Origin of the sequence: Pseudomonas cyclaminis, assembly GCF_015163715.1 — a bacterium.
In the GTDB taxonomy this organism is placed as follows: domain Bacteria; phylum Pseudomonadota; class Gammaproteobacteria; order Pseudomonadales; family Pseudomonadaceae; genus Aquipseudomonas; species Aquipseudomonas cyclaminis.
In genome coordinates this window covers 1-8,896 of record NZ_JADDUM010000156.1, presented here as the reverse complement: position 1 = coordinate 8,896, position 8,896 = coordinate 1, and the positions used below count along the sequence as shown (strand labels likewise).

Here is an 8,896-nt window from a genome sequence, read left to right as displayed (position 1 = left end):
TTTTTATGGGTGAAACAATCAGTAATCGGACAGGTCCGCCAGCGGATGGCGGCCTTCCCACGCCTTGTGAAAGTGCGCCTGCACCACGGCGTCCGGGACTGTATTGATATCCGGCCAATGCCAATGGGGTTTGTGGTCCTTGTCGATCAAGCGCGCGCGCACGCCTTCGCTGAACTCCGGATGACGGCAGCAATTGAGGCTCAGGGTGTATTCCATCTGGAACACCTGGGCCAGGGATAAATGACGGGCGCGCTGGATCTGTTCCCACACCAGGTGTGCGGTCAGCGGGCAGCCTTCGCTCAAGGTCGTGCCGGCACGGCTGAACAGCGGATCAGCGTGGTCACGCAGCGGGCTCAAGGCGCGCCAGGCACAGCGCACGTCGCCAACGTCCAACCATTCGTCGATCTGCGCCCGGCGCGGCAGCCATTGGGCCTCGGGCTGTTGGCTGACTGCTTCCTGGGCCAGGGCCTTGAGCAGGCTGTTGAGCTGCATCGCGGTCTGTTCCTGCCAATTGAGTTGCAGCAGGCCATCGAGCAGTTCGTCCTGTTGATCGTCGCGCAGGAAACGGTCGGCCAGGCCCAGGTCCAGTGCATCACGGCCGTTGATGTGCGCGCCGGTAAGGCCCAGGAATAAACCGAGCTTGCCCGGCAAGCGCGACAGAAACCAACTGGCGCCCACATCCGGGTACAGGCCGATGCTGATTTCGGGCATGGCCAGGCGGCTGCTCGGCGTGACGATGCGGATGGCGGCGCTTTGCAGCAGGCCCATGCCGCCGCCCAGCACATAGCCGTGGCCCCAGCAGATCAGCGGCTTGGGGTAGGTGTGCAGGCGGTAATCAAGGCGGTATTCCGCGGCAAAGAACTGCGCCGCCAGGGCGGGCACTTCGCCGGCTTGTTCACGGCACGCCATGGCCAGGCTGCGCACCTCGCCACCGGCGCAAAAGGCCTTGGGTCCGTTACCGCGCAGCAGCACGCAAACGATGTTCGGGTCTTTGGCCCAGGCATCCAGGCGATCATGTAAGGCCAGGATCATCGGCAGGGACAGGGCGTTCAGGGATTTTTCAGCATCAAGGCTGGCGATGCCGATGCGGGCACCATCGCTGCCAGTCAGCTCTTCGAAGTGCAGGTTCATTGTGACCTCATTCGGGAGGGTGAAGGATCAGTATGATCGCTTCGTGGGAAAGTGCCGATGGTGTGTCAGATCAATTGACAAGCAAGGCCGGCTTTCCTAGGGTTCGCCTCATTATTTTTTACAAGACAATTCAACTATGACCGAAGGCGACCGTATCAAACTCGAACCCAGCTGGAAACACGCCCTGCGTGATGAGTTCGACAAGCCCTATATGGCCGAACTGCGTGAGTTCCTGCGCCAGGAGCATGCCGCCGGCAAAGAGATCTACCCACCCGGCCCGCTGATTTTCAATGCGCTCAATTCCACGCCTTTGGACAAGGTCAAGGTGGTCATCCTCGGCCAGGATCCTTACCACGGCCCCGGCCAGGCCCACGGTTTGTGCTTCTCGGTGCAACCGGGCGTGCCGACGCCGCCGTCCTTGGTCAACATCTACAAAGAGCTCAAGCGCGACCTGAACATCGACATCCCCAACCACGGCTGCCTGCAAAGCTGGGCTGACCAGGGCGTGTTGATGCTCAACACCACCATGACCGTCGAGCGCGCCACTGCCAACGCCCACGCGGGCAAGGGCTGGCAGTTCTTTACCGATCGGATTATCGAAGTGGTCAGCCAACACCAGCCGCACCTGGTGTTCCTGCTGTGGGGCGCCCATGCCCAGGGCAAGCAGAAGCTGATCGATGCCACCAAGCACCTGGTGCTCACGTCGGTGCACCCGTCGCCGTTGTCCGCATATCGCGGGTTTCTGGGCTGCGGGCATTTCAGCCGCGCCAACAAGTTTCTTGAGCAAAGCGGCGAAACACCTATTGATTGGGCGTTACCGCCGTTCTGAGGTAAGCGGGCTACCTGTTATTTCCGACAGTATCCCGTGTGCTGTTTTGGGCATTTAATAATCGCCTTGGCCTTGTCGATCTGGTGATCACCAGGACGGTAGTCAATGGTCGATCGTCGATTGATTGCTCAAGGAGAGTCAACATGTCCGAGTCGAATCTGCCCTCTGACGCGCAGCACGGTGACCCGTTGCTGCCCGGTGTCGAAAAGTGCCCCCCTCGCGAACGTTCCGAGTCAATCATGACTCTGGATAACCCGATCCCGGCTGAGGCACTGCCGTTGTTGTGGGACGAGGCGGCATACACCTTGCCATTGAGTCTGCAAAACCAGCCGTTAAGGGTGGTTATCGAGCGGGTATGGCCGGTCCATTTCTCCCATTTAGCCGTTAACACGCTGGTGGAGTACTTATGGGACGCAGAAGTTGAACATACGCACACGATTCAGGGCCCGTACGACCCCGACGTGGTGTTTCCACTGACTCAAGAGATGCCGGAACGCCTCCTGTCAACGGGTGGTATTCATCGCTTGAGTTACCGAGTCAGTTCGCCGTTTCTGCCATTGACCGATTCGTTTCCGACTTTTATCAATGTGGATCAGACGGCCCCCAACTCAGGCAATCCCGGCCCGGAGCTCGAGTTTGAGGACGAGGTACTGATCGAGGTGACGGATGACTACCTGGTTGCAAACGTCGGAGTGCCTACATGGGTGTCTCGATGGGTGGATATGCGTACCGAGGATCTGCTCAGTTTTTTTTGGGGCGTGTTCCCCGATGTTAATCTGGCAGGCACCCTGGTGATTGAGCGTGCGCATGTTGAAGGCGCGCCCATTGAGTTCACCTTTCCTGAGGCATTTGTACGCGCGTCAGGCCCAGGGCAACGTTTTGCCTCTTATTCACTGACTGACAGGGCAGGCGTTGTGGGGCCGTTTTCTGCGCCGGTGGAGCTTAACGTGTCGTTGGCGACGCTGCCTGACCTGCCGCGTCCATTGGTGCCGCTGGCGGAAGTTGATGGCTTGGTCGACCTGGAGGATGTGCGCCAAATCGTCACCGTGTCGATCCCGCTGATCACCGACGCGGCCCCTGGCGACGAAATTTTTCCGTTCTGGAACACCCATGCGCTGACTCCGATTACCATCGGAGCGGTACAGCAATGGCCCATTCCGGTGTCAGTGCCCTGGCCGATCCTGGCTGCCGGCGGCTTCGACAGTAGCTACCCGGTGCGGGTACGTTACCTGTACCGACGAAATAGTGCATCGCAGGGCTCACCCGACAGTTTCTACCTGGTTGACTTGACCGTTGCGGGGCCTGCTCCCATTGGCCCTGACCCGATCAATCCAGGGTTGGAGAGGGTCACTGTAAAAGGCGTCTCCGGGGATAATATCGTGACTTCCGTCGATGCGCCGGGGCCGGTGCCTGTGGAAGTACCGCTGTTTCATAACCCAGTCGTCGGTGAGCGGTTGACGTTGTACTGGGGCAATGATGACACGTACGCCGGCGAGTATGTGGTGCAGCCAGGCGACTTCGCCGGCAAGCCCGTCATCATTCGAGTGCCTTGGACAGTTGTCTCGATCGGCTCCAACCCGGCGCTTGAGGTCTACTACTGGACCGAGAATGGCATCAACCGCCAGCGCAGCCCATTTACGTCAGTGCGGGTGGAGTTTGACACGTTGATCGGTTTGCTGCGGCCGCGGTTGCTGAACGACAGTGATCGTGACTTTGTTTCCTGCGGCACCGTCCCGCAGCCTTGGGAGGGTGTGTTCTTGGGCGTAGATTGGAACGCACAGCATTTCGAGGTCGGCGACACCGTGCGTCTGTATTGGAAAAGCTATCCGAGCAAAAATGGCAGTGGAGAGCCCTTTGAGGGCACGGACGAGTGGTTCGATCACCTACTGACAACCGATGATCGTGACGTCGGTATGGCACGAATCCAGATCCTGCCCTTCAACCCTTTGATTACCCTCCCGGGGCTCGTTGGGGAGTTTGGCTCGGCAGTTGTTTCTTACCGTTTGTTCAAGGCCTCAGGGCCTACCGGACTGTCGTTGAGAAAGCTTATTTATATCGACCTTAAACGGCCGGGTGGAGGCACTTGCCTGGGGCCGTCGAGTGGCCAGTAGCGTTTGCAGGGATTGACTTGATTAAGAGGGCGTAAGCCCTCTTTTTTATTAACAGTGATTGGCCATAAAGGCGTTTGCCCCCCTTGTTGATAGGGTCAATTTTGGCTGTCAGCGCCTCAAAACTGCTTAGACGTTTATAGCGTGACTGGGGGCATGCTTACGGTGGCTGGTTATAAAAACACCGGTAACCGCTTGTTATCGCCCTGATACATACTTTTTCGCATTGTGCAGCTGTCAAATTTGACAGGCTGTGTATTGAAGGCAAAGGGATTTTAATGGATGTGACCCAGGTTCAGTTTTATTGGGCAAACACTGTCCTTAATCTCTTGAGTACCTACCCATGGCGAACCCAACCAGCGGAAATAACCCTCCGTCCCAGCCTGCAGACATTCTATTAAAACGATATCCACGAGGTCATTCGCCGGGAGGGGCGTATATTGTCGACGACTTGCGTGTTACCAACGCCCTCCCTGATATACCTGATGGTCAACCTAGTTTGATGCATTTGCCGACACTTTATGCACAAGGCGTCATGTGTGAAATTAATCAGTGGACGGATAACTTCCCGATTCCAGGTTCCAACGATGATGAATTACAGCTTTATATCAATGGCGTGCCGTATGGCCCGCGTATAAAGTTTTCAAAACCGCTGTCCGCGCACACTTGGCCTTATACATTTTCAATTCCGGAAAAGGAGATCGGCGAGCACGGCGAAAAAAGACTGAGCTACGAGATATTTGCCGGGGTGGGTTCCGATGAAAAATCCGGCAATACGCGCGTGACCATTGACCGTCTTGATCCCAATGCCAGGGTGTTACCCGAGGCGATCATCTTCCCCGCCTGGGTGGGCCTCATACTGACCCTGGAGGCGTTGGCAGAGCACGGGAATGTACTTCAGTTAACGGTCCCTGGACGGCTTGATAACCAAGCGGGTGACCGTTTGATGGTGTTCTGGGGGTTCCCTAACCCTGTCGCCATATTCATTGGCGACGTACCTAGAACGAATGCTCCGTTCGTGGTCACGTTGACAACCGCTCAAATTGTGGAGCAGGGCCCGGGCCTGAAATATATCGCCTACCGGTATACAGACCGTGCTGGAAACAACACCTCCTGGCCGCCGGAGTTGGCGATGGTGACGGTGGTTACCGAGCCCTCCCCAGACAACCTGACTCCCCCCCGTATTCCAGCCGCGCCCCTGGACCTTACCGACGCGCAACAGGGTCTGGCAGAGATCTTCATTGACGGCTATGACAATGCCAAAGTGGGCGATGATATCCAAATTAGGTTCAATGACGAGCTTATCACCCACACCCTGACGTCCCTGACTTGGCCACAGCGTGTGCAGATCCCGTGGAATGTACTGAGAGATGCGGGCGGACTGACTGCACCTTATCAGGCACAGGTCAGCTACCGGGCGATTCGTGCGGGCACACCCTCACCCTCTTCAGCCATGATCACCGTGGATGTGGATTTGACCTCGGCAGGTGGGAGTCCTGACGATCCGGGCCCGGTCAACCCGAACCTGGGCCTGATCGAAGTGGAGTCTTCAGAAGGGCTGATCAATATCATCGGGGCGGGGGACAAGGGAGACGCTATCGGGCGCCTTGATGTGTACCCCGGAGCGCGTGCCGGGCACAGGATTCAGATCTTCTGGGATGGCATACCCGCCCTTACGCCTCCTTATACCGTAACCCTGGCGGACGAGACCGCTGCGCAATTCGAGATTCCGATCCCTGCAGGCGTGATCGCCATGGGTGGTAACGGGGAAAACAAGCCGGTTTGGGCAGGCCTCACTAACGGCCTTAACGATAACCTAATCTTGACGTTGGAAACGCCGGTTGATGTCTTCGCTGCCGAACTCTCAGATATCGTCCCGATTGAATACCCCGATGTGGATCCTGCGGGCGGTGGCTTTTTAGCACTTACCTGCCAGCAAGGTGTTACCAATGGCATCAGGACGAAAATACTGGACCCTGGAAACCTGCGTATCGGCGATCAAGTCATTTTGGTGTGGGTGGTGTATGGTCCTGATGATCTTTTTTCCGACATTGTCACGGTTGAATATACGTTCGACCCCGTCACTGTGATGGGTGATCATAATTTACCGGGGCATCCAGGAGAACTGCGTACCGTACCGTTCCCGACCTTTATCCAGCCCGTCCTGAAAGGGCGTATCGAGTCGTACCATCGGATCATAAAGGCTGATGGCGTTACGCAGGGCGAGTCTGCCCCGACGGTTGTGTATCTGACCCGCTATAACGCGGACGGCAGTATCTGCGGATAACAAACCCGTTACCCGCTGTTTGAAATGCACGAGCCGTTGAGGGTTGCCTCATCGGCTCGTGCTGTTTTACCCCGCGGCCTATCCCCCCCTCATCAAAAACCCTTTGGCGGTGCGTGATTAAGATAAGTCCTACGCACGTCGGGATTCGACTTACATGCATCGCCCTCTTCGTTCCGTACTCTTTTCGCCTCTGAAAGCCTGAGCCGCTGGTCCTGTAGTCGCTTGGCTTGTTCAGTCACCCGAATAGAGGTACTACCCCTTGAGTAATGAAACATCTTTTGCCCTTTCCCGGCTCGCGAGCGTTATTAAAGTATTGGCGGTCATGCCGTTTTCCCTGGCGGCCACACAGGCTTTCGCTGTCGATATTCATCCTGGCCAGAATGTCGTTATTGACGAAAACGCGCAGCGCGACCGCTATAAAGTTACCGATGCAACGCTGACCTCCAATGGCGCCGATATCGTCAGCGTCCTGGCTTACGGCTCCACCTTCAATATGACCGGCGGCCAGGTTAAAGCTACTGTGGGCTCTGAAGTGGGCGTGGCGCTTTATGGCAGCCAGGCCAACATTCAAGATGCTTATATTTCCAGTGCCGGCGGCGTCGGCATGATTGTTGGCTCCCGGGGCACCCAGGGTTCCAGCGTAGTTGTCAGCAACAGTCTGATTGAAGGTGCGACCGACGGTATCATGCTCAATGGTGCCAGCGCGTTGACGCTCAATGGCACGGAGGTTTACGGCGGCAAGAACGGTTTGGCGTCCTATGACGGCCAGCTGACGGCCAACAAGAGCCGTATCGTCGGTGGCACCAACGGTATTGTGGCTTACCGTCTTCCTACCCAGGATAACCCGTCCGTATTGACACTTAATCAAACCGAAGTGGTGGGCGAAACGGGCGCGGCAATCCTGGTGGATTACCCGGGCGGCACCCAGATCAACATCAGCAACGGCTCCACCCTGGTGGGGGGCAATGGCAATATGGTGGAGCTGACCAATGGTGGCTCAGCGGATATGCGCGTCAGCCACACTGCCCTTACCGGCAATATTCAGGTCGGTGCGTCAAGTGTGCTGGACCTGAGCCTGGACCGGGCGATCATGAACGGCGATGTGATCAACAACGGTGGCAGTGCCAGCGTCGGCCTCGACAATGGCTCGATCCTCACAGGTCGCCTGGAGAATGTCGAAAAACTTGCAATCAGCAACGACGCAACATGGGTCATGGTTGATGACCAACAGGTCGGCGATTTGCTGCTGTCTGGCGGCAACATCAAGTTCGGCGATACGGGGCACTTCTACCAACTCGACGTGGAAAACCTGTCGGGGAACGGCACCTTCCTCATGAGCGTGGACTTTTCCACCCAGAAGGGCGACTTCCTCAACGTCACCGGCACGTCTGCGGGCGAGCACCAACTGTTGATCGCCAGCAGCGGCGCTGACCCCTTGAGCGATGACCGTTTGCACGTGGTACACACCGCGGATGGCGTTGCCAAGTTCAGCCTGCTGGGTGATCGCGTGGACGTGGGGACTTACTCCTACAGCCTGATCGATGACAACGAGAGCAAGGATTGGTACCTCGACCCGGACAGCAAAGTGATCAGCCCGAGCACCAACTCCGTGCTTGCGTTGTTCAATGCTGCGCCAAGTGTATTGCTGGGTGAAATGACCACCCTGCGTACCCGCATGGGCGAATTGCGCTTCAGCGACGGCAAATCCGCAGGCCTGTGGACTCGCGCCTACGGCAACAAATACGAAGTGTCCAACGACAAGACGGGCTTGGGTTATAACCAGTCGCAACGTGGTTTTACCCTCGGTGCCGACGCGCCGGTAGAGGGCGGCGACGGCCAGTGGCTGATCGGTGCCATGGCGGGTCACAGCACCTCGGACCTGGACTTGAATCGTGGCAGCAGCGCCACCATCAACAGCTACTACGTGGGCGGTTATGCCACGTGGATGGATGCCGAGAGCGGCTTCTACTTTGACGGCGTGCTCAAGTTCAACCGCATGCACAACGAGTCCAAGGTGGCGATGAGCGACGGCAAGAAAGCCAAGGGCAACTACACGCAAAACGCGATGGGCGCGTCGGCGGAAGTCGGTCGCCATATCAGCCTGGACGACGGTTATTTCGTCGAGCCGTATGGTCAGTTGGCGGCGGTGATTACCCAGGCCCAAAGCTACACGCTGAATAATGGCCTGGACGCCAAGGGCGACCGTTCAAGCTCGGTCATCGGTGAAATCGGTACAACGGTGGGGCGCAATATTCAATTGGAAAGCGGCGGCGTGTTGCAGCCGTACTTGAAGGCTGCGGTGGCCCACGAGTTCGACCAGAGCAATAAGGTGTTCGTCAACGACAACGCGTTCAACAACGACCTGTCGGGTTCGCGCCTGAAGCTGGGAGCGGGTGTGGCGATGTCGGTGTCGCAGAACCTGAAGTTGCATGCGGATGTTGAGCGCAGCACCGGGAAGAACATCAAGCAGCCGTATGGGGTGAATGTGGGGTTGCGGTACGATTTCTAAGGTAGCAGCCGCCCGAGTGCAGATGAATTAAA

The 8,896-nt window shown here is 57.4% G+C and carries 5 protein-coding genes; 4 read left to right on the top strand and 1 reads right to left on the bottom strand.

Going from position 1 to position 8,896, the window contains the following annotated elements; translation table 11 throughout:
* Positions 1-18: 18 nt before the first annotated feature.
* Positions 19-1,131: an enoyl-CoA hydratase/isomerase family protein gene (locus tag IQK56_RS19325; protein WP_150761396.1), complete on the bottom strand. Its 1,113-nt coding sequence runs from the start codon at positions 1,129-1,131 to the stop codon at positions 19-21.
* A gap of 136 nt (positions 1,132-1,267) precedes the next feature.
* Between IQK56_RS19325 and ung the strand changes: the two genes are divergently transcribed.
* The 4 genes from ung (at position 1,268) to IQK56_RS19305 (ending at position 8,864) form a co-directional block, all read left to right on the top strand.
* Positions 1,268-1,960, top strand: a complete 693-nt coding sequence (gene ung, locus IQK56_RS19320) for a uracil-DNA glycosylase (protein ID WP_122309297.1) — start codon at positions 1,268-1,270, stop codon at positions 1,958-1,960.
* 143 nt (positions 1,961-2,103) lie between these two features.
* Positions 2,104-4,071: a hypothetical protein gene (locus IQK56_RS19315; protein WP_193863402.1), complete on the top strand. Its 1,968-nt coding sequence runs from the start codon at positions 2,104-2,106 to the stop codon at positions 4,069-4,071.
* A gap of 340 nt (positions 4,072-4,411) precedes the next feature.
* Positions 4,412-6,355, top strand: a complete 1,944-nt coding sequence (locus tag IQK56_RS19310) for a hypothetical protein (protein ID WP_193863404.1) — start codon at positions 4,412-4,414, stop codon at positions 6,353-6,355.
* A gap of 322 nt (positions 6,356-6,677) precedes the next feature.
* Positions 6,678-8,864: an autotransporter outer membrane beta-barrel domain-containing protein gene (locus IQK56_RS19305; RefSeq protein ID WP_193863406.1), complete on the top strand. Its 2,187-nt coding sequence runs from the start codon at positions 6,678-6,680 to the stop codon at positions 8,862-8,864.
* The last annotated feature ends 32 nt before the right edge of the window (positions 8,865-8,896 follow it).